This is a genomic window from Bacteroidota bacterium (assembly GCA_016714535.1).
Classification (GTDB): domain Bacteria; phylum Bacteroidota; class Bacteroidia; order AKYH767-A; family OLB10; genus JADKFV01.
The window spans coordinates 284,034-310,638 of sequence record JADKDR010000004.1 but is presented as its reverse complement, the minus strand read 5'-3'; the positions used below and the strand labels follow the sequence as shown (position 1 = coordinate 310,638).

The window sequence follows — 26,605 nt, the reverse complement described above, 5'->3', positions numbered from 1 at the left end:
ATCAACCGCTTGTTAATTTTATTGCATAATTATACTATTTTTGCCTTTTGATAGTTTTATTTGTTTACCTTATTGAAACGATATCTTGTGTGAAACTCAATAGCAAACCTTACGTAATTGTTTTTTTAGTCCTGTTGCTAGTAAGCGCGGGCTGCTCTCGTAAGCGCAGCACGGTTGTTAGCCGCACGTATCATAATCTTCCCGCACATTACAACGGGTACTTTAATGCACGTGAAAGGACCAACGAAGTTGCAACGCGGGTTTTTGACGGACAAGCAGATAAATTTGAAAGGGTACTTGACATATACAAATTTGGCGATGCCAATGGTGCAAAAGCCAATTTTCCTGATTTGGATGAGTCTATCAAAAAAACCTCTCTGGTTATTCAACGACACTCTATTAAAATCAAAGGCAAAGAACATTGCAAATGGATTGACGAAAACTACCTCGAAGTTGGCCGTGCCCAGTTTTACAAACACGATTATTGGTCGGCTATAGAAACTTTTCAGTTTACCTCTTCTGAATTTAAAGAAAGCAACTCTCGGTTTACGGCTATGATGTGGCTTACCCTTACCTATATGCAATTGGGTAAAATGCTTGATGCAGAATATGTGCTAGACTTTTTGAATAACCAAACCAAAATGACTCGCGCACAGTTGCAGATGTTGAACCTTATTAAGGCTGATTTTAATTACAAGAAAGATGATATTCCCAATACTATAAAATTTCTTGAAGAAGCATTAAAACATACACGCAAAAAACAAGAAAAGGCGAGGTATCGTTTTATTCTTGCACAACTATATCAAAAACAAGGGGAGACCAAGAAGGCGTATGATTTGTTTGGTAAAGTAATAAAGATGAACCCATCTTATGAATTTTCTTTTAATGCAAAAATAAATCGTGCACGATCCTTTGATGCCAGTAGCGAAGGCAGCGGTAAAGTAAAAAAGCAATTGCTCAAAATGGCCAAGGATGCCAAGAATAAAGAATATCTTGATCAGATTTACTACGCCCTTGCAGGTATTGCTAAAACTGAAAATAAAGAAGAAGAAGAAATCAGCCTGTTAAAAAAATCGGTTTCGACCAGCATGGCCAATGTGAACCAAAAGGCAATCTCTTATCTGGAATTAGGAGAGATTTATTTTAGCAAAAAAAACTACCGTTATGCGCAGGCTTATTATGATAGTACCATACAGTTTCTTACAAAAGACTTTCCCGGTTACGAACAAATAGCCAACAAACAACTTACGCTGAAGCGCCTGATAGAAAACATTATGGTGATTGAGCAGGAAGATAGTTTGCAAGCTCTTGCCAAGTTAAGCAAAGAAGAACTTGAAAAATATGTAGAAGAACTAATCGAAAAAGAAAACGAAGAAGCTGAGCGTAAAAAGCAGGAAGAAGAAGCCAGAAAAGTAAAAGAACTAGAGGAGCAGAATAATGCCAACATGGCCCTTATGGAAGAAAATCAGAAACAGAACAGTGGCTTTATTCAGCCGGGAAGCGGTGGTAGCTGGTACTTTTATAATCAAAGCACTATTTCTTTTGGATTTAATGAGTTTGTAAAAAAATGGGGTAACCGGCCGCTTGAGGATAATTGGCGCAGAAAAGATAAAGAGAGTGTTGCTATTACTCAGGTTGAAGATGAAGATGAAAAAACCGACACTATTGCAAAAGTGGATATGGCTTCATTAAATAAAGCTAAAAAAGAAGCCTATCTTAAAAAAATACCACAAGGTGAAAAAGCATTGAAAGCCTCTGACGCAAAAATAGATGAGGCTTATTACAACATCGGAATTATTTATCGTGAGTCATTAAAGGAATATCCTGAATCGCGCGATAATTTTGAAAAATTATTAGTGCGTTTTCCCGAAAGCAACTACAAATTACCAACCTATTATAATTTGTATCGCCTTTATTCCGCACTGGGCGATCCTGAAAAGTCAGAGTATTATAAGAATCTTTTGCTCAACAAACATGGTGATTCTGAATTTGCTCAAATGATTTTAAACCCGGAATATTTTAATAGTAAGCAACAAAAAGCAGATATCATACGCACTTATTACGAAAACACTTACCGAGCCTATTTAAATAAGCAATATGCAGCTGTAATTGAGCGTAAGAATGAGGCAGATAGCATGTTCCCACCAAGTGCTTTAACACCGAAATTTGATTTTCTAAAAACCCTGTCGATTGGGCACTTGCGCCCGGTACGCGACTTCGAATTAAGCTTGCGCGATATTATTGCCCGATATCCTGCCGATTCGGTTAGTGGTAAAGCAAAAGAAATTCTCGATTATATTACCAAAAACAGCCTGTCACAATCTACTCAAAAGACCGAAGCCGATACCACCCAACAGGTTAAGGAAAGCGATGGAAAAATTCCGGAAGGTGACAATGAAGAAGAGGCCCAGCGCAAGATGGAAGAAGAATTGGAAGCCAAGAAAAAACTATTTTCCTTCAATGAAGATACAACGCATTATACCATGTTTGTTTTTGAAAACAGTGGTTTCAATTCCAACGAGTTTAAAATAAAGGTTTCCAATTTTAATAGTAAATATTATTCCATCAATAGTCTTCAGATTAACAGCGCTATGTTTAACAGCGATAAGCAATATGTTACCATCCGTCAATTTGGAAAAAATCAGGAGGCCATGGATTATATGAATACGCTTATGAGCAGCGAAGAAGTATTTGATGAAAACAGCAACTATGAGTATCAGCTTTTTATAATTAGCCCCGCCAACTTCAACAAACTAGTGGTAAACAAAGAGCTTGATGCCTACATCAACTTCTTTGATGAGAATTATAATCAATAATATAGGGTAAGTAGAAATTTTTGTTGGGCAAAAACTTGATTAACATTTGACTGTTGATAAACCCAAATTAATGTATACTTTTGTCACCCTTAATCCCTAAGTTGAATTTTTTAAAGATTTATAATATGTTCAATTCTAAATCAACTAATAACAAGCCGGCCGAAACGCCAAGCAACAGTATTAATATTATTGGTGCGGGCACCTCTATTGAAGGTGAAGTGCGTAGTAATGGAGATTTACGTATAGATGGAAAAATTTCAGGCTCCGTTTATAGCAAGTCGAAAGTTGTGGTAGGGCCTACCGGAATTGTAGAAGGTGATGTGCACTGTCAGAATGCCGATATTAGCGGTATTGTAAAGGGGACAAGCCATGTTTCAGATACAATTTATTTAAAGGCTACGGCTCGAATTAGCGGAGATATTGTAACCGGCAAATTAGTTGTAGAAGTTGGCGCCAACTTTACCGGAAATTGCAATATGGGGCAGGTAAAAGAAATAAACTATGCCGACACCAAAACCGAGCAAAACCGACTTGCCGAAAAAGTCGGCTAATAACTATACTCGCTATAGTGCCATTGGTCTTCAATTAGCAGCTACTATTTTTTTGCTTACCTATGGTGGTTATAAATTAGATGAGCGTCTCAATACTTCGCCTGTCTTTACCTTAATTTTTTCTATCGTTGCTGTTTTTGGCGGAATGTATTGGCTTATTAAGCAGCTGAGTTCTATCGATAAAAAGTGAAAGAATAGTATATGGTAATAGTTAGCAATGATATCCCTAATAATATCAAACACGCCCTTTGCCAACTTACTTAGATGGTAACTGTTCGCTTTATCATCAATTATATGACAATCAAAATAAAAAAACCGGCCTTTGAGCCGGTTTTTCATTTTTTAAACTCTATTATTTTATCGCAAAATGTTGAAACGAGTAATTAGGGCAACGTTTCCATCCGCTATCACACGGACAAAATAATGGCCCTGTGCTAACGAACTTGTATTTACAGTGAAGGCTGAAGTGCCTGCTCCAATATTACCTTGTGATTCAGAATATAAAATCCTTCCCATTACATCTGATATTTCTAACCTCAATGCCTTGGTTTTTGCAAGGGAGAGGTTGAGGTTAATTTCAGTATTAGCCGGATTAGGATATAGATTGTTTAAGGTAACTATACCTTGCTCATCCATTGCAGTAACGCACGTCATAGGAGTAAGTGCATTAGCAGGAAATTTATTTTCTATATCAGCAATCGTACTGATGGGCCAAATATCAATGTTTAGGAATGTTGTATCAGGACCGATAAGACAAATGGTAGGATAAGCAGAGGGGTTATACAAGTTGGCAATAGTTGAACCTCCTAATGAACCGGGCCAAGCTGGGTATGTATTAGAAGTATCGAGACCGGCTTGTAAATCAAATGAAAGGAGCGTTGCCCATGTTCCGGCAGCATCGCACTCATTACCTAGTACTGTTACATTGCCCATATTGCATCCGTACTTTTTATAAAACTGCTCTATCTTAGGCGCAGTAGCTTTACAAGGGCCGCACCAATAGGCAAAAAAATCAACTACTACATACTTGCCTTGTGAGGTGTAAGTGTACAAATCATGTACATTACCATCTTTGTCGGTAGCTGTAAAATTAGGCGCTACATCGCCAACCTGAAAATTTTGAATTTGTGCATTGGCATTAAACAAGAATCCTGCACACACCATCATAAGTAAAAATTTTTTCATATTCCTTTAAAGTTTTATGCAATTATACTAATTATATCGCCAAGGGTAGTCGCTCTTTTGAATTTTAACTTTCTTCATACCGCATAAAAATAAATTAGGTTATAAATAGAGCACTTTTGCTTCCTTCAGGTATAGGGAATTATTCACATATTTTTTCAAAACAAATTTTTGATTGTTATCAAACTTCTACATTTACATTTCTTAAACTACTTCTTTATGAATAAACTATTCCCAGTGCTTTTACTTTTCATATTTGTGCAAAATATTTTTGCGCAAAAAACAAAGCCCGAAAAATTTCCGGAGCCAACCTCTGCCACTAACCGAATGGCAGCGCACAAGCAGCGCACGTTACTCGATAGCACTTCGCTATTAAATAATATTCCATTTAAAAATATAGGACCAACCATTATGAGTGGGCGTGTGGTAGATATTGATGTAAACCCCTCAGATCCAACTATTTTTTATGTGGCTTATGCAAGCGGAGGACTTTGGAAAACCGAAAATAACGGTCATAGCTTCACCCCTTTGTTCGATAATGAAATAGTAATGACCATTGGCGATATTGCAGTTGACTGGAAACATAAGGAAATAATTTATGTAGCCACGGGCGAAAGTAATTCATCCCGTTCTTCGTATTCCGGTACGGGCGTATACAGTAGCCGTGACAAAGGCAAAACATGGCAACACCTGGGTCTGGCCGAATCGCAACATATAGGCAGGGTGTTAGTGCATCCTTCAAATCCAGAAGTACTATGGGTAGCCGTTATTGGACATTTATACACCTCCAATAACGAACGTGGTTTATACAAAACTACCGATGGTGGAAAAACATGGAGGCAAACTCTTTTTATAAATAATGAAACCGGTGTAATAGATGCATGTATAGACCCTGCAAACCCGGAGGTATTGTATGCTGCTGCATGGCAACGAGCACGCAAAGCATGGAACTTTTCCGAATCTGGCAATGGTTCGGGCATATACAAATCGGTAGATGGCGGCAATACATGGTCGCTGCTGAGCACTGCAACAAGTGGCTTTCCACAAAATGATGGCGTTGGCAGAATAGGTCTGGCCATTAGCAAGCAAAATAGCAAGTTGCTCTATGCATTGCTCGATAATCAAAACAGAAAACCTAAAGATGCTGCTAAAGACACACTACCTATATTGAGCAAAGACGATTTACGCAAAATGAGCGATGCACAATTTATTGCCGCAGATGATAAACTCATTACGCGATATTTAGATAAATACGATTTCCCAAATAAGTATTCAGCATCAGGGATAAAGAAACTGGTGGAGCAAAAAAAAATAACCCCGGTTGCCCTGGTTGATTTTCTGGAAGATGCTAATAATAACCTTTTTGATACAGAGGTAATAGGAGGCGAAGTTTATAAGAGTACCGATGGTGGCGCAACCTGGAAAAAGCAAAACACTAAAGACCTTGAGCAATTTTATTTCACTTATGGGTATTATTTCGGGCAAATATCTGTTGATCCTTCTAATGATAGCAGCTTATACCTTTCAGGTTATAATGTGCTTAACTCTGCTGACGGGGGTAAGACGTTTACACGAATTGCTGCAGATAATGTACATGCCGATTTTCATGTTTGTTACAGTAACCCTATACGTAGTGGACATTTAATTTTGGGTAATGATGGTGGTATTAATATTTCGTACGATGGTGGTAAAACATTTACTCATTGCAACAGCCCAGCGGTTGGGCAATTCTATTCGGTTAATTTTGATTATGCCCAACCCTTCAATGTATATGGAGGGTTGCAGGATAATGGCGTTTGGCAATGGAAACAATCGGGAGGAAACTATGCCATTAGGGATAACAATGGTATTCCTTCTAAATTCCTGATGGGAGGCGATGGTATGCAAGTGCAAATTGATAAGCGCGATAATAACACGGTATATACCGGATATCAATTTGGCAATTACTACCGTATTGACATGAATAAAGAGGACGAAAAATATATTACCCCTCAGATAGAACTTGGCGAAAAACCGTTGCGATGGAATTGGCAATCGCCCATATTAATATCTCCACATAATCAGGATATAATTTATATGGGAGCAAATAAAATATATCGTAGCATGAATAAAGGTGATGATTGGCAATGTATAAGTGGCGACCTCACCAATGGTGCACGGCCGGGCGATGTGCCCTATGGAACACTTACCAGTATTGACGAATCGATTTTGCGTTTTGGCTGGTTAGTTGCCGGAAGCGATGATGGGTTGGTACATCTATCCAAAGATGGAGGTGTAAGCTGGCAGAATATTTCGCGAGGACTACCAGAAAAAATGTGGGTTTCGCGTGTGCAGACAAGCAAACATAAGTTGGAGCGCATTTATTTGGCTCTTTCTGGTTACCGATGGGATAAGTTTGATGCGCTGCTGTATAAAAGCAATGATGGCGGACAAACATGGATACAGCTTGGCAAGGACCTTCCTCTTGAACCTATCAATGTAATTCGTGAAGACCCTGCAAACGAAAATATTTTGTACGTAGGCACCGATCATGGACTGTACATTACGTTAAATGGTGGACAATCGTTTATGCGCTGGAGTAAAGATATACCGGCTGTGCCTGTGCATGATATAGCTGTGCATCCACGCGACAAAAAGATACTGGCAGGTACACATGGCCGCAGCGTATATATGGCAGATGTTAGCCTGGTACAGCAATTATTCGATTCTTTATTAAAAAAAGAATTTCACTTGTTTGAAGCCATGGCTCCTCGCCATAGCGACTATTGGGGAAAACGATTCAGTATATACGATGAACCAAATGTGCCTTCGTTTCAGGTTCCCTATTATTGTTCTTCTACATATATAGTAACCGTTACATTATTAACGGAAGACGAAAAAATAATATTACGCACCCTAAAAGATTCTTCTGAGGCCGGTATTAATTTTTTAAACTTTAATTTACAAACCGATACCACGCAAAAGTCTAACTATAGCACCTGGTTAAATCGAGATAAAAAAGAAACCGATGAAAAAATTATTATCAAGCCAGCCGATGATGGCAATATATATTTGCTTCCCGGAAAATATAAATTGAAATTTGCCACCCGCAATGGCAGCACATACGTTAAGGATTTTGAAATAAAGGCAAAAGAAAAAAGAGAACGTGGCCAGTAACTACTTTATATTTAGAAATTATTTAATCCAAAAAAAAAATGAATACAAAAGTTCTTGTTTTGATTGTAACATGGTTATTGCATGTAACTAATGGACTTGCACAACCTGGTTGCACCGACCCGCAGGCAAACAATTATAATTCTGCGGCAACTATCAACGATGGTTCGTGTACTTACAACGCAACAACGCTGCCCTATTATACCAAAACTCCGCTTGCTACGCCCTTGCTGGATGAAAGCAGTGGTATTGAAAAAGCAAAAAACAAAATATGGACTTTTAATGATTCAGGAGGTGGCAATAAACTCTATCGCCTCGACACCGTTACAGGGGCTGTAGTTCAAACCATCACTGTAACCAATGCTACAAATGTAGATTGGGAGGATATGGCTGTTTCTACCAAGCACATTTATATTGGCGATATTGGAAATAATAACGGAAGCAGAACAAACCTTAGGGTTTATAAAATACCTCTAAGCAAAATAAAAGACACTACTACGGTAGTTACTGCTTCAATAATAAACTATGTGTATGAAGACCAAACAGATTTTACATCAAAGCCTGATAATAATAATTATGACTGCGAAGCTTTGGTTTTTTATAACGATTCGCTGCATCTGTTTTCGAAAAACTGGGTAGACAAGCAGACTAAACACTATGTGCTTAGTGCCATTCCCGGTAACCGTGTTGCCAAAATTCGCGAAACTTTAAATGCTGGCTATCTGATTACCGGTGCCGATATAAGTGCAAAATCTGTGCTTACGCTTATTGGTTATGATAACACGGGTATAGCACCCGTAAGCATGTGGATGTGTTTCGACTTTCGCAATGGTTTTTTCTTTAACGGAAATAAACGCAAATTTAATGTGGACAATGCATTGTCAATGGGTCAGGTAGAAGCAGTGCAAATAAATGATAATGGGGCCGGCTATATAACCAATGAACGGTTTACCCAATTTATTTTTAATGTACCTCCACGATTATATGGATATTCTCTTAAGCCCTATTTGCCCTCGGTTTATACTCGTGAGGTAATTCAGGCTCCAACTCCTGCGTGTACTATTACAGTTACTCAGGCCGGAGATATACTATATTTTGAAAACGCCTCGTGCCTTAATGCCAATGCTACCATCGAAATTTATAACCGGCTAGGTCAAATGATTTTGTATAAGCAAATTAGTGCAAACACCCCGGTGGCTATTCCTTCATCAGATGTCCTTTTGTTTTATGCGATTAAAAATGCTGGGAGTGTTCAAACTGGAAAAATTATTTTATTGAACTGATGCAAATTTTGCGCTTGGGTTGTTTTGAATTTCTTTGCATAAAAAGTGCTTTGCCATTAATTGAATAATGAAAATAGCGGTAAATACCCGGTTGTTACTTACAGGGAAAATGGATGGCATAGGTAAATTCACCTATGAAAGTTTCCGGCTATTGGTAGCTCAACATCCCGATGTTCACTTCTATTTTCTTTACGACCGCAAATCAGGAATTGAAAAAATTGAATCGAAAAATGTGACACACATTTTTCTTGACCCTGTAACACGACATCCATGGTTATTGCAATGGTGGTTAAATTTTTCGGTAAGACGCTGGCTGGCGAAGCATAAAATTGATTTATTTGTAAGCCCCGATGGTTGGCTACCCAACAAGTCCATATGCAAAACGCTAACCGTTATACATGATATAAATTTTTATCACTACCCTCAAAAACTACGTTGGGGCTGGGGAGCGTGGTATAATCGGAAGTTTAAAGAATATGCCCATCAGGCTACCCGCGTGGCATCGGTTTCTGAATTTAGCAAAAGCGACATTGCAAGCGCTTACAATATTTCGCTGCAAAAAATTGATGTGGTATATAACGGTGCCGATATACGATTTGCTCCCATAAGCGATTCTGATAAAGCCAAAATTAAACAACAATATAGCCAGGGCGAAGATTATTTCTTCTTTATTGGCAGCCTGTATGAACGAAAAAATATTGCTCGCATGTTACTTGCTTTTGATGCATTCAAAAAGCAAAGTAAACATCCACTAAAATTTGTTATTGCAGGCCGCGCCATTTGGTGGAGTAATGAAACTAAGGATTTATACGAATCGCTACAATATAAACAGGATGTGATTTTTACCAACCGTGTTACCAATGAGGAGCTTTACAAACTTATGGCAAGTGCACATGCGCTTGTATATGCATCGCTGTTCGAAGGATTTGGAATCCCCATTGTAGAAGCTATGCAATGCCATATTCCTGTAATTACAAGCAATGTGAGTAGCATGCCAGAGATAGCAGGTGATGCTGCTTTACTTGTAGACCCAACCAATACAAATGAAATTACAGTTGCCATGGAAACGTTGGCTTCCAATAGCACTGTACGCAATAAATTAATAGAAGCAGGAGCCGCCCGTGCAGCATTATTTACATGGCAACGTACAGCAACGTTGCTGTGGGAGTCGATACAAAAAACGATGCGTTAATTGACCACCACTATTTTTTGCTGACCATGTTTTTTCCCTTCTGCATTTTGAATCTCAACCATATATGCTCCGTTAGTCAGCGAAATGGGAATCTGCTGTTTACTTACTGCTTCGAGCTGGGCGCGGTGTATTCTTTGTCCCGTCATGTTATAAATATTGATAACCGAACCGGTTGTCAAAGGCAATTGGCTTGCTATAGTTAGCATATTGCCCGAATAAAAAATAGTGGCTCCACCTAGACTAGTCTCATTAATTGAGTTGGCATTGGATACCGCAAACGAAACAGTAGATAGTGTTGGAACAATTCCTGGTGAGCATGGCCATGGCAAAGCTCCGGCTGTGGAGGTAAGGTTAAAAGTATATGTACCAGCTTGCAGCTTACCTATCGAAAAGGTATCTATATCATTACAAATAACCGCCAACATACCAATACAATGGTGTGTTATTGCATAAACGCTATTACCCGAAAGTGTAAAAATAAGCGGATCGCGTGTATCGCAACCACCCGAAGGGTATGCCATTTCTGCAATTATAGTAATCGAATCCTGCGTGGTCGGATTAGGCGGCACAAGATTTATATTTAAAATTGTTTGCCCATACATGGCTGCACTAAGCAACCCAATACAAATGGTTAAAAATGCTTTTCTCATGTTTTAAATTGTTATTTGGTTAATAATTTTTTAAGACGTTATTACCTTCCTGATAGCTGCATGTTTTTGATTAAGTGTGTATCAAATATAGTTAGTATTGTTGAAATGGTTTCTATCGTACATACAAAATTTAGTTTTTTGAAAATATTCTGTAACAAAATGGCGTCTTACATTGTACCATTCATTAAATAATTGTCAGAAGATTTATCTTTGCAGCAATTGCATTATGATTAAAAAAATCTTTATCACTTTAGTATTTTGTACGTTATTCCTGCACTCATACAGTCAGGAAAATGTGTACATACATAAAATCGAAATGCGGCAGGGAGTAAAGACTGATGTTTACACCATCGATTACAATAACAAGCTTTATAAGGTAGAGCAACAATTTTCGAAAACCACTTTTTATAGTATTGATGGAACAACTATTTCATCTGCTGACCTGGCAACACATGAGGCATTTATAAAACAGTTACTTACAAATTCTGTAAAGGCCGAGGCTGCTGCGAAACAAAACATTGCGCATGAAGAAGAGGTTGTTGTCAAATTGAGCGAAAATGTTCAGTTTACCATTCAGGATGAAAACCTTAAATCAATTTACAAAGGGAGTAAAAAAATGATGTCCAAGATATCGGGAATTTTCAATTAGCTCTTCATGGAGGTGTTGCTTTCAAGAAAAAATATGATACTACGAATTATTGACGTGCAATAATTATAAATCAATTTTGGAAATTTGTCTCTCCTACAACATACAAAGGTCGGTTGCGTATGTTGGCACTCATGCGACTAATGTATTCTCCAATAATACCAATGCATAAAAGTTGAATACCACCCATAAAAAGAACGGCAATAAGAATGGATGTCCATCCTTGAACGGTTTCATCGGTAAAAAATTTTGCATACAAGGCCTGTAATATCCAAAAGAAACCAAAGGCGCTAACCACAAAACCCGATATGGTTGCAAAGCGCAACGGGAAGTTTGAAAAAGAAGTAAGGCCATCCATGGCAAGTCGAAACATTTTTTTGAGAGAGTATCCTGTCTCGCCTGCTAACCGGGCTTCGCGGTTATACTCTACATAGGTTTGCTTAAACCCAATCCATGGTATTTGCCCTCGCAGATACTTTTGTTGCTCGGGCATACGCTTAAGCACATCCACCACTTTGCGGTGTATGATACGAAAGTCGCCTGTATCAAGGGGAATATCGATAGAAGTCATGCCGGCCAAAATGCGGTAAAAAATGCGCGCGGTAAACTTTTTCATAAAGCTTTCGCCACTACGCGACTTGCGTTTAGCATAAACCACCTCGTATCCTTGCTGCAGTTTAATATACAAATCGGCAATTAGCTCAGGGGGGTCTTGAAGGTCGGCATCAATTATTACTACGGCTTCACCGGTGCAATAATCCAGACCGGCTGTTACAGCTATCTGATGTCCAAAGTTTCTGCTAAAGTCAATGTATTTAATATCCGTATTATTAGTTGCAAGCCCTCTTATTAATTCGATACTTCGATCGCGGCTACCATCATTAATAAAAACATACTCACATACCAGGTTGAGAGGTTGCAACACATTTTGCAAACGACCAATAAGCGAGGGGATATTTTTTTCCTCGTTATAAATAGGAATGATTACCGATAATTGATACATATGTAAAAATTGCGGTGGCGAAGATAATTATTTTAAATAAACGCAATCTTACCCACCCGGTATTTATGCAACAACAATAGGATATTAAAAAGTATATGATAACCGTTACAAAAAAAAATTCCGGATAAGCTTTCATGTTGACTTACCCGGGATTAAAACCTGCCCCTTTACTTACAGATTTTTAGCGTTTCATGATGATGAGAGTTTGAGAAGTTTGTTTTCCATCCGCGGTGAAAAGTAAATAATACATGCCGTTTTCATAGGCTGACAAGTCCAGGAAGTTTTCATGGCCGGCACCTGTCAGTTGCTTATTGTTTTCAAGAATTAATTTTCCTGTTATATCTGTTACTTTTATATTCAATTGTGAAATGGGTTGTGAGGAAATTATCTTCACCATTCCATTACTGCTTGGGTTAGGTGAAAGTTTAATAACATCTTGTAGTGTAACTTCTGTAATACTCATAGCACCCAGCTTGTTTGCATAAATTGTGTCGCAATAGGTATATGTATTGTTTCCTATTACATATGTAACACATACAATATACGTTCCACTGTCTGCATACGTGTATTGAACAACGGATCCTGATGCGCTAAAAAAGGTAGAATCGCCAAATGACCATATAATCATAGAGACCGGGCAATTTGTTGTATCAAAAACGAAAGTGATGACACCCGTAATACTATCCTGCACATAAGTAAATGATGGAGTGCAAGGGGCTGCCTGCAGTGCTACTACATTTTGGCAATAGGTATCGGTGCAACCATTAATAGTAACAATGGTTAAACAAACGTTGTAAGTTCCAGGTTGCGCGTAGGTGTGCGAAGGGTTCATCAGTGTAGATGAGGTATTATCCCCAAAAGTCCATAAGTATTGCGCATTACCACCTTGCGATGTGTTTGTAAATTGAAAGCCCATTCCTGATGTATCGGGAGTTGCATAAAAACTAGCCGAACAGCCTCCACCATTATTAAGAACAACTGAATCGCAATAAGTAGACTGACAGTTAGGCCCAATAACGGTAAGGCAGACAATGTATGGTCCAAAGCTATTGTATTGGTGTATTGGGTTGGTTGCAGTATCACTTGTGCCATCACCAAAGCTCCACTGATAAGTCACCAGTTGATTATTAGTTTGCGAAGTGTTTGTAAACGTAACCACACCATTCATTCCTACTGTATAGGTAAATGATGCCTGACACCCAAACATACTGCCTACTTGAATTGGCATACAAACAGTATCGCTACAGCCGTTGCTATCAGATGATATGAGACATACCGTGTAGGTGCCTGAATTTGCATACGTGTGTTGCGGGCTGAACTGAGTGCTTGAGTTACTATCACCAAAATCCCACAACCAGTTAGTTGTATTGTTGCTCGATAAGTTTGTAAACGTGATGGTATTCTGATTACCGGTGTATGAAAATGCTGCAAAGCAACCTCCCTGACCCAAATAAATTGTATCACAATAATAAGAAGTACAGTTACCTGCAATCATGGTAAGACAGCACACATAGGGCCAGTTCCATTATATATATGTATCGGATTCGTAGTTGTATCAGTACCTCCATCGCCAAAACTCCATAGATATTGCGCATTCAAAAAATTGCTTGAACTTGTATTTGTAAAAGTCACAGTACCATTTTGTCCTATGGAATACGTAAAGCCTGCCTGGCAAAAAAACTGCGCTTGGGTAATGCTAACAGAGGCTAAGAGTAAACTCAATATGATAATTCTGATTTTCATTTTTATTAATTTCCTGTTTATTTATTGTTTAGGATATGCTATTCCGAATACACACTCGTTGCTGACTATTTCTATAGAGTCATTACTGTTTTGCATATTATATAACCACGACTTTATATTTGCTTCAATCTTCATCGTGGCTTCTCCTTTTTTATTATTTTCGTATTCATCCGATTTAATCAATTTGAAAAAACTGGTAGCCGGTTGCTTTGTATTGTATGATACGTAAGTTGTTCCGGTTTCGTTAGTGTATGTTAATTTTATTTTTGAAAATAAATCATCTTTAAAATATTGACGTGTATAGTTGTATCCTGCAAAGCACATAGTTCCATTTCCTATTACAAGTTGTTTATTAAATTGCGTAGTGCAAGCAGTATTTGTATTGACGGTTTCAAGGTAAACATTATAAAGCGAATCCATAGACAAGGTTGTTGTCATGGAGGCATTGGTTCCGGCTGTGAAATTATTAATATACCAAAAGTATTGGGTATTGTTGGTTTGTCCTTTGAAGTTAAACTTCACCTTATTTGAATCGAGAAACGAATAGTCAAACAAACCCTCGCACATTAAAGAGTCGCTATTTATTACATTGGAAACGGTGCTAACACAACCATTTAAATTATTTACTGTTTCGAGCGTTATGTCTTTGGTTGATCCAACCGTAAAATCAATATTTGTTTGCTTACCTGATGCTAATTGCACTCCTCCTTCTTTCCAGATAAAGGTGTAGTTAGGTATTAATTTTAATATTGAATCAACTGCAAAACTATATCTGAAAAAAGGTTGAGTCGTAATATCGAAGTATTGAAGATTGCCTGCTTGCAATACTGTACCTATATCATCTATTAATCCACCATTTCGATTCTTATAATCAGAAAGTTCTATTTTGAGCGAATTATTACAGCCATTGCAGTCTTCCTTTCCAAATGTTCCTGAAAGCCATAGTACATTATTATTGTCTGCTACGAAACCGGTATTCATATAATAATTATCGTTACCGGCTGTGTATTTAAAAGGTTGTCCCTTTATGGTTCCCTCTATATAAAATACGGGGTCCCCAATTTCGATGGTGGCATCAATTTTTTCTTTTTTGCATGATGCAGCAATAAAGACGATTGTAAAAATCAGAATCCGTTTCATGTTTTGTTATTTTTGAAAATAGTAAATAAAGATTGGTTCAATGTAATTTGCCCTGTCATTAAAATTGACTTTTGACGCATCGTTGTTGATAATATCCTTTATACCCATATACCCTTGTATTCCTATTGAAATACGACTGCTAATATCTGCCTTATATTGAGCACACACGCCCATGTCGCTATTGAATAAATTATAATTGCCCAGCAGAAGTTTTGTTTCGCCTGTAACTTGGTTATGATGGCTTATTCTTGAACTAATAAATATTTGATTACTAAATCCTGCTCCTATGGTGTGTTTTTTATAATGATAATTAATCATTACCGGTATCTCCAAATAATTGGTTTGCATAGGGTCGTAATAATCTTGCCCGCTGGTGCTACCAAAAGAATACGTTTTAGTTTCGTTCATTATTTTATAATCGAATCCCTTGCGCGAACGATATAAGGCTCCTGTTTCAATCGAAAAATTGTTTCTGCGCAGATTGATTATTAATCCACCTTTATACGTAATATTCTCAAATTGTTTTGAAACCCCGTTGCTCGAAATTTTGTTGGTCATGCCAAAGCCTGCCAATAAACCAAGTGATACACTTTTGTAAACCTGCTTTGCAGGTTTACTGATTTCTTTGGAAATAGGTGCCTCTTCCTTCTTATCAACTGCCGTTTCTTTAGCAACCTCTTGTGTTACATTTGTGTTTCCTTCAACCACTTCTGTATTATCCTTTTGTGTTTCGGTATTCCCACTGTTTGTATTAGCAATGTTGTCTTGCAATGTTGTCTCGTTTGCATTACCGGAATCTGTGCCATCAGATGCATTTCTTTTGCTTTTGCTCGCAGCATCATTTGTATTCTGGCTGTTATTATTATTCGAAGGGTTATCACTTCCGGTTGATGAGTTTAATGAACCGATATCAGTATTGTCTATTTTACGCTGTAGCGTGCTGCTATTTTTTGCATTATCTTTAAATATACTTGCTTGTTCATTACTTGCCTGCAAATCTTTAGGTGATATCGTTTTTACACTAGCATTGCTATTGCCTTTGGATGGCTTAACCGGGGATGTTTTGGGAGAAACGAGTCCTGATTTTACTTGCGATGTCTTGCTGGTAAAAGATGCATCCAATATACTACCTTGTTGAACCACCTTTGGGGCTTCTTGCTTAGATATGGCAGCCGATGCAACTGCTGCTGCATTCGTACTTGCGTTTTCTATGGCGGGTGTGGTAGCACTTGATATTGATGCCGTGTTTGTTTCTAAAGGCTGTTGTTCGGCTTCAACACGTTGGTCAACAGCAATGTCGGTTTTTGTAACAGCACTGTCACGGTTGCTCATCAGGTAAGTGATAACACCGGCACTCAGCAAGGCTAAGGCCAACGGAACAACCCATAATCCTCCCAGTCGCCTTTTCTTTTCAACAGGTGGCAATAGTTGTTCGGCCGCTTCCCAATAGGCCTCATTATATTCAACCATCTCATGGTCAAATATGTCTTCAATCTGTTTCTTTAATAATTTGTTTTCTGTATTCATTGATCGTTAGCTATTTTTGATGGAACATGGTACATGTCCTTCAATTTATCATGTAGAATTTTTTTTGCCTTATGCACGTGCCAGCGACTGGCTACTTCAGTTATTCCCAAAATTTCGCTTATCTCGCGGTGGCTATATTCTTCCATTACAAACAGGTTGAAAATCTGCCTTGTTTGATCCGGGATGGACTGTATAGCCTGTTCCAGATGGCGAGCCATAAGCCGAGCTTCTCCATCGTTAAAAATATGGTGCCAATCATAGATGGTGGTATTTTCAATTTGGTCCGTAGTTACAATGTGCATTTTATGCTTCATGCTTTTACGCAACTCATCAATTATCGTATTTATCAATACGGTTTTTATCCACGGTATAGCCGGTTTGTTCAGTTCGTATTTATCTATGTTCTGCACAATTTTTACAAACCCAATGTTGAGCAGACTCAATGCATCTTCCTTGTTATTGGCGTAGCGCCTGCAAACACTCATCATGTAACCAAAAGTCAGCTTGTACAGCATGTTTTGCTGTATCCGGTTGTTTTGTTTACAACCTTCAACTATCTCTTTTGTTATTATCAGCTCCAACGGGGTTTCGTTTATAATTTCAATACGAGAAATCAGGGTTAATCGTTAGCGGTAAAGTTAAAAAATGTTTTTTTTCCTATGAATTTGCCCTTTATAGGCCGAGAATCCTCTGTTTTTTGAAGAATTACTCTGGATGTGACTTATTGCTGTTTGGGTAACTAGCTTTTTAATCCATTGATATCCCAAGAATAAAATGCTTAGCAGGGAGTTTAATTGGACAAAAGGTGCTATGGTCTGCAAATATTAATATGAAGCATTCTATTGAAATGTTTAGCGATTGCAGCGCAAAGCAAAATCAATTAACTATGCAACCATAAAAATAAACGCTTACTTCTATCTGGCTATTACAATTTTCCTTGAAAGAAAAATTTCTTCGGCTCTTACCTGCACCAAATATATACTATTGCTAAGGGAGCCTATATTGAAATCCGAATTACCATTTTGCATTTTCTCCTCCATTACTACAACTCTTCCAAGCTCATCATATATGGTAACCGTTGCATTTTTTAAATTCGTGTTTATCATTAATAAATCCGATTGTTGACTGCTATAATTACAATTTAAAAAGTAATTGGCAAACTGATGCGACTCTATACTGCTAAATACGATAGTTGGCGAAGGCGAACTGCAACCATTACTATCATAGATGAGTACAAAATAACTACCATATACTAATGGAAAATAAAACGAGTCGGTTGACAATACCTGTGTTAAATTGATTGTATTAAACCATTGATAGGATATGGCTGGAGAACAATATAACGTATCATTGCTTGTAGTAATAACGGGGGCTGGAGGGTTTTGGTGCTCGGTTACAAAATTTGTAAGGGTGAGCGAATCGCAACCTGCTGCATTGCATGCTATCAGCTTAACATCAAATGATCCATAGCTGGGATAAAATATTCCCGTTGGATTTTGATCGGTAGATGTCGCTGGGTTGGCACCGCTAAATGTCCATAACCATGAGGTTGGAATATTAGTAGAGATATCAAAATAATCTATCGCTTGTTTTTCGCACCAGGAAGTATCGTTACACGAAAAATTTACATTTGGAATTGCACATGGTTGATATAATATAACAATACTATCGGTTGCTTCGCAACTATTATTTCTAACCGTGCATGTATATGTTCCGGGGCTTGACACATTTAATGAACTGCCAGTGCTGCCGTTATTCCATAAGAAAGACGTTGCACCCTGCGCTGCTGCGCTTAATTGGTAGTTACTTCCATTGCAAAGGATGGTGTCATTAGGTAAAGTTACTACTGGCAACGTATCGATGGTAATCGGCAGATAAATGGTATCGATATTTAGCGCTTGATTAATCAACACAATCTGCACATTATAGTTGCCCGGTGCTGTAAATACATGGCCTACGCTAAAATAATTGGAAGAATTGAGAGGCCCTGAGTTTGGATCATCAAAATCCCATGAACATACCGCATAAGCTGCAGAGTCGCTAATACTGAAAAGGGTAGTATCGCCAAAGCAGGTATGGATAAAACCAAAGGTGTTTAAATACGATGGTAGCATGTTGGGTAGGCCATAATAACATGTGTAAGGCAACAACGATAGTCCATTGTCAACATAATTGCATGCCGCACCAAGTTGATTAGGATCATTAATTACTCCTAGCCAGGATAATTGTTTTCGAGCCGCATATATTTTCCCGTTGGGGGCAAGTTGCACTGCGCCTAGTTCTGGACTGGCACTTATGGCCACTAAATATTCACTTGCAAGAATAGCAGCATTACTACCTGCGGTTAAATCATACTGATAAATGGGGCCGGTAAATAATGTACCGTACAATACATTGCTGTTAGGGGAAAACTCTACACCATAGGTCCAGTCACCTACAACTATTGAAAGCGGGTTTGATGGTATTCCTGTTGCATTGTCAAAATCAAAAACTTCAAAAAGGTCGTCACGCGAAACTGCACTTGCAAGTTTTTTTCCGTTGGGCGATATTTTCATATAGCCGATGGAATTGGTATTGGTACCACCATTTGCACTACCTACAGCAGTAATAACGGGTGTAGTTACTAACCCGGCAGCAGTAAGCAGATATGAATAAAATTTATCATTACCATATTCATGGGTGACAATCCAAAAATCGCTTCCATTGGCATGGCGACAACCGGTTACTTTTTCGCATATCGGACTTATAAGTAAGTTGTTTTTGGATGTCACATCGCCAAGACCTCCGTTAAGAGTAATATCAACAATGCTATATGCAAAGCCATCAGGCCCTGCTTGTTCATCGGTTGTAAAAACATAATAGTTGGTTGCACTTCCCGGCTGCTGCACTATAAGTGCCGCTTGGCTCGATGAGGAATTGCCCAGTAGTCCAGTACCATTTGGCATTGTATTATGGTTTTTATCCCAAACCTTTATGCCATCTGTATAAAATAGCAGGTCTCCATTATCATCGGCCATGCTGCTGCTGCCTTCGGTGGTGGTTATTTGCCCTGTGGTAATAGCCACGGTTTGACCTCCATTAAAATCTAAACCGCAATTGGTTGGAAACTGCCATTGCATTACTTTTTTCGATTGACCACAAACATATATGGTCATGGTTAACATTACAATGAAGAGTATAATTTTTTTCATTCTAAATTGGTATTGAAAAATATTAGCAAATAAATATATACAGGTACTTTCAATATAAGAAGAAGCTCAAGCAATTAAAATTAAGTGCTGGTAAAGGAGATCAATTCTTCCCTGACACCATTTTGAGCATATTCAATTCCATCTCTGTAAGCATACGGCATTTGCCTCTTGGCAAATCTTTTTTTGTAAGACCGGCATAATAGGTTCGGTCAAGTTTCACAACCTGATATCCAAAATGCTCCATCATTCTTCGTACTATTCGATTGCGTCCGCTATGCAGCGCAATGCCAATAATTCGTCTGCTTCCGCTACCTTCGTCAAATCCTATTTCATCGGGCTTTATAAATCCATCTTCGAGATCTATGCCCTTGCGCAATTGCTCTAAATGCTCGGCACGTAAGTTCTTATCTAATTCTACCTGATATATTTTTTTTATTTCGGTGCGTGGGTGCATCAGTTTATCGGCCAGCAACCCATCGTTTGTTAGCAGTAGCAGTCCTGTGGTGTTTCTATCTAATCTTCCTACCGGGTATATGCGCTCGCGGCATGCCGAGCGTACAAGTTCCATTACCGTTCTGCGTTCCTGTGGATCATCCATGGTACATAAATAGTCTTTCGGTTTGTTTAGTAACACATAGCGTAACACTTCGCTTCGCACAGCCGCTCCGTTGTATTTTACTTTATCACCCGGATTAACTTTGCTACCTAGTTCGGTAATCACCTCTCCATTTACTGTAATTAAGCCCGCTGTAATGTATTCATCAGCTTCGCGTCTGCTGCAAATTCCTGCATTGGAAATATACTTATTGAGCCTGATAGGACCATCGGTTTTATTAGTTTGGCGCTCGGCAGCCTTTCCTTTCGTTGATCTGAATGGTTTTTTTTCATAACGGTTGCTACGTTCTCCGTAATTTGAATTTCTATCGCTGCCAAACTTTTTGTCTCTATCAAAATTGCCTTTGCGATTGTCATATTTGTCATCGCGATTATATCGCGGTGCTTCCGTATCCCTGCCTTCGCCTCTGCTTCTTGTACCTGTATTTCCTTCGCTTCTTCCTTTATAATCGCTTCTGTCGCGCGAAAATGTTTTTTCTGGCTTATCAAAACCGCCTTCTGTTCCATGGCTTTTTCGCACGCCCATGGGTGGCTTTAGCTGGTCTCTATGCATCGGTCTATCGTTACCTCTGCCACTATTTCCCCGGTCACTTGAATTGGGTCTCTCGGTGCGCCTGTTCGAAAATTTTTCTTCTTTGTAACCGCCACTCCATGTGCGGCTATTTCGCGAATCACTGCCTTCATCGCTTCTTGGCCCATCATCATATTTTCGTCTTACCGGACGGTCGCTTCTATCATTGCTTCCATATCCTGCACGACCACCTATATCTCGCGATTGATAAGGCCTTGAGCCTCCATCTCGGCTACCTCTTGCATCATGGCCTTCATCTCTTCTTGGCCCATCATTATATTTTCGTCTTACCGGACGGTCGCCTCTATCATTGCTTCCATATCCTGCACCACCCCTTGTATCACGCGATTGATATGGTCTTGAACCTCCATCTCGGCTGCCTCTTGAATCACGGCCTTCATCTCTTCTTGGCCCATCATCATATTTTCGTCTTACCGGACGGTCGCCTCTATCATTGCTCCCGTATCCTGCACCACCCCGCGTATCACGCGATTGATATGGCCTTGAACCACCATCACGGCTGCCTCTTGAATCGCTGCCTTCGTCTCTTTTTGTCCCGTCATCATATTTTCTCCTTACAGGACGGTCGCTTCTATCATTGTTCCCATATCCTGCACCACCTCGTGTATCACGCGCTTGATATGGTCTTGCCCCCCCGTACTGGGGACCACTGTTATCGGGTCTTTCGCTTTCTTTTCTTGTATAATCCTTTTCGTCAAACCCATCGTTTATCTTTTGGCCAGCTGCTTTCTCAACTTTCGATTTGCGCTTGGTCTCATATTCAGTATCTTCATTTTTTTCCATAAACTTTTTCCTGAATTGCCCTTGTTGATACACCCCTTCGCCTTTGTCAAAATTGCGCGAACTTGCTGCTAATTGAGGATCTTTTTTTATTCGTTCAGGTGTTTCGTCTTTTATGATTCTTTTACGTGGCATGCCTACTGTTGGATTTTATGCAAAGGTGGTGAAAAAAGGCGGTAGTTAGGGTTTTAATTTTATATTATCCCTTACTGTTATAGCTTTGTTCACTTAATCATACATATATATATGTACAATGATGAGTATTTTATGCGTCAGGCACTTCTATTTGCACAGCGTGCTTTTGATGAAGATGAAGTTCCAGTTGGTGCAGTGGTAGTAAGCAACAATAAGATAATTGGTAAAGGCTATAATCTTACACAACGACTCACCGATCCTACAGCTCATGCCGAAATGCAGGCATTTACTGCTGCCTGCAATTATTTGAATGCCAAATATCTTACTGGTTGTACCTTGTATGTAACCCTTGAACCATGCTGCATGTGTGCCGGTGCAGCTTATTGGACCCAAATTGATCGTATCGTAGTTGCCGCAGCTGATGATAAACGTGGTTTTACTACTTTTTCTAACAATATGTTACATCCCAAAACTAAAATTGAATATGGTTTATTGCGGGACGAGTCTTCTAACTTGTTGACTTCTTTCTTTTCTAAAAAAAGAAATAAAAGTATTTAAATCTTAGTAACAACTTATCAACTTTTTTGAGAGCGATTTTTCTCGTTTTTATTATTTATGCTTTTTCGAAATGGCTTATTAACATCAATGAACATAGTTTATGTTCTACTACTTCAAACCTTGTGATATCAACGTTCTAATAAAACATGCTTTTAACAGTCTAGTTGCTGAAAAGATTTTTTTGTGTGCATAAGTACTGGAAAATAGTTTGAAGCCGGTATCACAATTTTAATAAGCAGCAATTTTGTTTACGTGCATGTTCATTAAGTATAAAAGTTGCAGCAAGTAGTTAACCACTATGCTAACAATGTACTGGTTGTTTTACACTAAAAGTTTTGCATGAAAATTGTTATTCACTGCATGTGAATAGTAATTGTATTTGGCACTTTTTTACTATTAAAGAGCCTGTTGTATATGACTTGTATGATTTTAGTTGGCTTGTTAATAGCTTGTGCATAACCGGTGTTCAATTATTAATTCCTTTATATCCTATTCAAATAAAAAATACTTTTACACCATACTAACAGCATATATATATTATCATTTCTTTTTAAAAAAAATTATTATATAATATAATACAATGAATACAAATAATAACATAGTTGATGCAGGGCTCGATTTGTTTGAAGAGATTGCTAAATTGAAGCGCGAGAAGAATGCCATACTGCTGGCTCACTATTATCAGGATAGCGATATACAGGATATTGCAGATTATATAGGCGATAGTCTAGGTTTGGCACAGCAGGCAGAAAAGGCTACAGCAGATATGATAGTTTTTGCAGGAGTGCACTTTATGGCCGAAACAGCTAAGTTGCTAAACCCAACCAAGAAGGTGGTTATACCAGACCTGAAAGCCGGTTGCTCGCTTGCCGATGCTTGCCCTCCTGATGAATTTAAAAGATTTAAGGAAGAACACCCTGACCATGTTGTGATTAGCTATATAAATTGTACAGCAGCCATAAAAGCTCAAACAGATATTATTTGCACCTCAAGTAATGCGCAATTTGTTGTTGAAAGCGTTCCTGCAGACAGGAAAATTATTTTTGCCCCTGATAAGAATTTAGGAAAATACCTGATAAAGAAAACCGGACGTGATATGGTCTTATGGAATGGAAGTTGTATGGTGCATGAAATATTTTCAGAAAAAAAAATAATACAATTGAAGCAGCGCTATCCGCATGCTGAAGTAATTGCTCATCCTGAGTGCGAAGAGCATGTGCTGGCACATGCAAATTACATAGGTAGTACAACAGGTTTATTGAATTATACAAAAAGGGCAGGACACGATTCGTTTATAGTAATTACTGAATCAGGTATCTTACATCAAATGCAAAAGGCTTCGCCCGACAAACAATTTATTCCTGGACCTCCTGAAAATAATTGTGCATGTAACGATTGCCCACACATGAAATTAAACACAATGGAAAAAATTTATCTCTGTATGAAAAATGAAACGCCTGAAGTAAATATTGACCCACTTATTTTTGATGATGCATTGAAACCATTGAAAAGAATGTTGGAGATTAGTAAGAAGGCAGGGTTATAGGAAGGTTTTCAACTTGTATCGAAAATTGAACGACTAAGCCAATAAATACTTTTTCAGTTTAGAGATAAACCAATTATCTTAAGATATGCACCTTCTTAGTGAAAAAATTTAGTTCGTCAAACAATAGCAGTTGATACATTCCAACTGACGCTGTAGTAAAATCAATAAAAGTGTCTTGTAAAGTGCCCTCTCGTATGGTCTGTCCGAAAAGATTAGTGAGTTTATATTTACATTTAGTATGATCTAAAATATTTTTGTTGAATGAAATAAATATTTTGTCGCTTGTTGGGTTGGGGTAAATAGTTATTTCATTGTTTTTTAAATTAAAGTTTGATTCACTAGTTCCTGAAATAATCGTGCTATCGTTGGGATTATAAAGGTTTAATGCCTTGTAATAAACCAGAACTGCACTTTCATTTTGCGGAGATGTGTTTCCCCACGGTGTTACATTTATTACTGGTAAATTATTTCCAAAAGGAACTCCGTTTGTATCGGCTGTTTGGCGACCCACACACACTACTCCCTCGCTTGTTTTATAAACTCCATATAAATCAGTGTTACCTCCGCCTGCTTGTGTTAGGGGTATCCCAAACACCAACTACCAGAGAAGAATACTTTGGGATGTGTAATTGATTATCGTACACCCGAACAAAACTATTCCATGCACTTAAACCACCATTGTTAGGTTTTACCATTTTCTGATAAGCATTTGCAGTTGTAATAGTTCTTCGGCCATTTGCTATCACACATACATCACCGTTGCTCGAAACTTTCATATTGTTCTTAGCCAACCTTGTAGTATTTACATTTGGCCATCCTGTATTTGGGTCGGGCCATCCATCCAGGTTAGGGTCGGTATGTGGAGTACCTAGCAAACCTGTACCTTCTGCCAATTCAGCCAGGTAGGTTGAGTTAGTTAGGGTTCCGTTATTCAATTGAAATTTTCCTAACCAGGAGATATGAATATTTCCGCTGCTACCTGTAAAATTATTTTGAAACCCGAAAGCAGCCGTATTGCTATTAATGGTGTTGCCTTCCCAAAAATTTTCTACATTATTTCCATGACATCTTGCACCTACCACTAGTTTATCGTTTGTATAATCAATTGCCAATGCATCTACATATTGATCGGGCGAAGAATTTACTGTATCGCCTGCCGGGGTAATTTCGTGATATAAGCGACTCCACCACATCAGCATTCCTGTTGAATCCATGGCAATTACCGCGGGTTCAAAATCGGGCAGGCCGCCCGGCAAAACGCTTTTAAAATTCATTCCTATATAGAGGTTATTGTTGCGTTTATCAATAGCTATGCATTCACCGCCATAAACAGGAGTTGCCGAGGCAGCGTAGCCATTATAGCCAGGGCTAACAGCTGTAGGGTTAAGGGGGTCGCAAGGCCCATCAAACAAAATATCAAGAGGCCATTTCCCCTTTTTTGTTCCTCCGTTCTCATCAGCAAAATAGGTATTGTAATCACTGGCTGTCCATGAACGCAAATCACATCTTCCCCAAATTTTTAAAACAATACCACTAAAATTAACTGAATCAATGCTACCAAGCGGATTGGCAGAAGCTGGTGTTCCTTTCCACTCAGTTCCATTTTTAAGCCAATGTGTTCTCCAGTTGTTTACAATGGTGCGTTCACCATTTTGACTAAGTGCATAGATAGCACTCCAATCATAACCATACGCTTCACCAGAAATATAAAACAGCTTTCCATCGATCGCGACATCCCATGGATGATAATCCTTTGGGCCTGATTTAGCCCAAACGGCATTGAACCACAACAGTGAAGATGGAGTGCCATTGATAAAATTATTATCAAGTTTAGCTATGACGTAACCTCCATTGTTAGGGTCAGTGTCAGCAGTATTGCAACTAATATATAGGTCTCCTGTAGGGGTGTAAGGTTTCGTGTTGGTTTTTATAAACCTAATGTCTTCTACAGCACCTTGTGGAAAATGCACGCATTGCAAAATGGTCTGCAGGTCTGCAGACAAATGCAGAATAAAACCATAACGGTTCGATCCAAGTGAATTAGGAATTCCGCTTGTGTTGGTTAGTTGAATCTGAGTAACCGCTCCGCTAATCCAGTTTAGATTATCAGCATAGCCGCAAACAAGAAAGGTTCCATCAGTTATTTGCATTACATCGTAAAAGGTTTCTTTACCATTGTTTCCAGCATAAGTTACCATATTGGTTTGTGAAAACGCAACAGTGGTAACTAGGGAACTTAGAAATAAAATAATTCTATTTTTCATCGTTATGTATTTTCTATTTCGATTGAAATGCATCGTAT

The 26,605-nt window shown here is 38.5% G+C and carries 21 protein-coding genes; 9 read left to right on the top strand and 12 right to left on the bottom strand.

Annotated elements, in window-relative coordinates:
- The first annotated feature begins 89 nt into the window (after positions 1-89).
- From IPO27_07195 to IPO27_07185, 3 genes are all read left to right on the top strand, one after another.
- Positions 90-2,816: a tetratricopeptide repeat protein gene (locus tag IPO27_07195; protein ID MBK8846359.1), complete on the top strand. Its 2,727-nt coding sequence runs from the start codon at positions 90-92 to the stop codon at positions 2,814-2,816.
- Between the two features lie 125 nt (positions 2,817-2,941).
- Complete coding sequence (locus tag IPO27_07190) at positions 2,942-3,367, top strand: polymer-forming cytoskeletal protein (GenBank protein MBK8846358.1); 426 nt, start codon at positions 2,942-2,944, stop codon at positions 3,365-3,367.
- Positions 3,348-3,557 (top strand): AtpZ/AtpI family protein, encoded by a 210-nt coding sequence (locus tag IPO27_07185; GenBank protein MBK8846357.1) that lies wholly within the window; start codon positions 3,348-3,350, stop codon positions 3,555-3,557. The genes IPO27_07190 and IPO27_07185 overlap by 20 nt, the downstream gene beginning before the upstream one ends.
- Positions 3,558-3,724: 167 nt before the next feature.
- On the opposite strand, the gene IPO27_07180 is transcribed toward IPO27_07185, so the two are convergent.
- Positions 3,725-4,552 (bottom strand): redoxin domain-containing protein, encoded by an 828-nt coding sequence (locus IPO27_07180; GenBank protein ID MBK8846356.1) that lies wholly within the window; start codon positions 4,550-4,552, stop codon positions 3,725-3,727.
- A 216-nt stretch (positions 4,553-4,768) separates the two neighbouring features.
- On the opposite strand from IPO27_07180, the gene IPO27_07175 reads away from it, so the two are divergent.
- The 3 genes from IPO27_07175 (at position 4,769) to IPO27_07165 (ending at position 10,177) form a co-directional block, all read left to right on the top strand.
- Complete coding sequence (locus IPO27_07175) at positions 4,769-7,705, top strand: glycosyl hydrolase (protein ID MBK8846355.1); 2,937 nt, start codon at positions 4,769-4,771, stop codon at positions 7,703-7,705.
- Between the two features lie 38 nt (positions 7,706-7,743).
- The gene (locus tag IPO27_07170; protein ID MBK8846354.1) at positions 7,744-8,985 is read left to right on the top strand and encodes a hypothetical protein; all 1,242 of its coding nucleotides are present in this window, start codon (positions 7,744-7,746) and stop codon (positions 8,983-8,985) included.
- A 67-nt stretch (positions 8,986-9,052) separates the two neighbouring features.
- On the top strand, positions 9,053-10,177 hold the full coding sequence (locus IPO27_07165; protein MBK8846353.1) for a glycosyltransferase family 4 protein: 1,125 nt from the start codon (positions 9,053-9,055) through the stop codon (positions 10,175-10,177).
- On the opposite strand, the gene IPO27_07160 is transcribed toward IPO27_07165, so the two are convergent.
- Positions 10,174-10,827 (bottom strand): T9SS type A sorting domain-containing protein, encoded by a 654-nt coding sequence (locus IPO27_07160; GenBank protein ID MBK8846352.1) that lies wholly within the window; start codon positions 10,825-10,827, stop codon positions 10,174-10,176. The two genes, IPO27_07165 and IPO27_07160, sit on opposite strands and share 4 nt — an antisense overlap.
- A 226-nt stretch (positions 10,828-11,053) precedes the next feature.
- Here IPO27_07160 and IPO27_07155 point away from each other — a divergent pair, with 226 nt between their 5' ends.
- A complete protein-coding gene (locus IPO27_07155) occupies positions 11,054-11,476 on the top strand; it encodes a hypothetical protein (protein ID MBK8846351.1) in 423 nt (140 codons plus the stop codon).
- A gap of 70 nt (positions 11,477-11,546) precedes the next feature.
- On the opposite strand, the gene IPO27_07150 is transcribed toward IPO27_07155, so the two are convergent.
- From IPO27_07150 to IPO27_07115, 8 genes are all read right to left on the bottom strand, one after another.
- Positions 11,547-12,476, bottom strand: a complete 930-nt coding sequence (locus IPO27_07150) for a glycosyltransferase family 2 protein (GenBank protein ID MBK8846350.1) — start codon at positions 12,474-12,476, stop codon at positions 11,547-11,549.
- A 181-nt stretch (positions 12,477-12,657) separates the two neighbouring features.
- Positions 12,658-13,971, bottom strand: a complete 1,314-nt coding sequence (locus tag IPO27_07145; protein MBK8846349.1) for a PKD domain-containing protein — start codon at positions 13,969-13,971, stop codon at positions 12,658-12,660.
- Positions 13,968-14,219 (bottom strand): PKD domain-containing protein, encoded by a 252-nt coding sequence (locus IPO27_07140; protein MBK8846348.1) that lies wholly within the window; start codon positions 14,217-14,219, stop codon positions 13,968-13,970. Before IPO27_07140 ends, IPO27_07145 begins: the two co-directional genes overlap by 4 nt.
- Before the next feature lie 21 nt (positions 14,220-14,240).
- On the bottom strand, positions 14,241-15,359 hold the full coding sequence (locus tag IPO27_07135) for a hypothetical protein (GenBank protein ID MBK8846347.1): 1,119 nt from the start codon (positions 15,357-15,359) through the stop codon (positions 14,241-14,243).
- Positions 15,360-15,365: 6 nt separating this feature from the next.
- Positions 15,366-16,886, bottom strand: coding sequence for a PorT family protein (locus tag IPO27_07130; GenBank protein MBK8846346.1), 1,521 nt, complete (start codon positions 16,884-16,886; stop codon positions 15,366-15,368).
- Positions 16,883-17,467: a sigma-70 family RNA polymerase sigma factor gene (locus IPO27_07125; GenBank protein MBK8846345.1), complete on the bottom strand. Its 585-nt coding sequence runs from the start codon at positions 17,465-17,467 to the stop codon at positions 16,883-16,885. The genes IPO27_07130 and IPO27_07125 overlap by 4 nt, the downstream gene beginning before the upstream one ends.
- Before the next feature lie 333 nt (positions 17,468-17,800).
- Positions 17,801-20,077 carry a T9SS type A sorting domain-containing protein gene (locus tag IPO27_07120; GenBank protein MBK8846344.1) on the bottom strand — a complete coding sequence of 759 codons (2,277 nt, stop codon included), beginning with the start codon at positions 20,075-20,077 and terminating at the stop codon, positions 17,801-17,803.
- 100 nt (positions 20,078-20,177) lie between these two features.
- Positions 20,178-22,199 carry an RNA-binding S4 domain-containing protein gene (locus tag IPO27_07115; protein ID MBK8846343.1) on the bottom strand — a complete coding sequence of 674 codons (2,022 nt, stop codon included), beginning with the start codon at positions 22,197-22,199 and terminating at the stop codon, positions 20,178-20,180.
- 111 nt (positions 22,200-22,310) lie between these two features.
- On the opposite strand from IPO27_07115, the gene IPO27_07110 reads away from it, so the two are divergent.
- Positions 22,311-22,757 carry a nucleoside deaminase gene (locus tag IPO27_07110; protein ID MBK8846342.1) on the top strand — a complete coding sequence of 149 codons (447 nt, stop codon included), beginning with the start codon at positions 22,311-22,313 and terminating at the stop codon, positions 22,755-22,757.
- 580 nt (positions 22,758-23,337) lie between these two features.
- Positions 23,338-24,303: a quinolinate synthase NadA gene (gene nadA, locus IPO27_07105; GenBank protein ID MBK8846341.1), complete on the top strand. Its 966-nt coding sequence runs from the start codon at positions 23,338-23,340 to the stop codon at positions 24,301-24,303.
- A gap of 73 nt (positions 24,304-24,376) precedes the next feature.
- On the opposite strand, the gene IPO27_07100 is transcribed toward nadA, so the two are convergent.
- Both IPO27_07100 and IPO27_07095 read right to left on the bottom strand, forming a co-directional pair.
- On the bottom strand, positions 24,377-24,898 hold the full coding sequence (locus IPO27_07100; protein ID MBK8846340.1) for a T9SS type A sorting domain-containing protein: 522 nt from the start codon (positions 24,896-24,898) through the stop codon (positions 24,377-24,379).
- Entirely contained in the window at positions 24,861-26,567 is a 1,707-nt protein-coding gene (locus tag IPO27_07095) for a hypothetical protein (GenBank protein MBK8846339.1), read from the bottom strand. Before IPO27_07095 ends, IPO27_07100 begins: the two co-directional genes overlap by 38 nt.
- Between the last annotated feature and the right edge of the window lie 38 nt (positions 26,568-26,605).